This window comes from Salifodinibacter halophilus (assembly GCA_012999515.1).
GTDB classification, from domain to species: domain Bacteria; phylum Pseudomonadota; class Gammaproteobacteria; order Nevskiales; family Salinisphaeraceae; genus Salifodinibacter; species Salifodinibacter halophilus.
In genome coordinates this window covers 1-236 of sequence record JABEEB010000738.1, presented here as the reverse complement: position 1 = coordinate 236, position 236 = coordinate 1, and the positions used below count along the sequence as shown (strand labels likewise).

The following is a 236-nucleotide window of genomic DNA, read 5'->3' as shown; positions in this document are numbered from 1 at the left end:
GCCGCCGGTGTCGGCCATGTCGTTGCTGGTGTGCACGCCGCTGCCGTCGGCGTTGGCCGAGGCGCGGCCGCTCATCAGGTACAGGCGATTGGGATTGGTCGGCCCGAGCATCGAGGCGTGATAGGCATCGCACACGGTGAAGCTGTCGGCCAGCGGGTAGTAGTACGGCAGGTCGGCGCGGGTGAAGTAGCCCATCGCCTGCGGCCATTGCACCTGCATCCAGCGATCGTTGCGGC

Annotated in this window: 1 protein-coding gene; it reads right to left on the bottom strand. The window is 67.8% G+C overall.

The window, feature by feature from the left end:
* A partial coding sequence (locus HKX41_13525) for a phospholipase C, phosphocholine-specific (protein ID NNC25153.1) occupies nt 1–236 on the bottom strand: 236 nt, incomplete at both ends.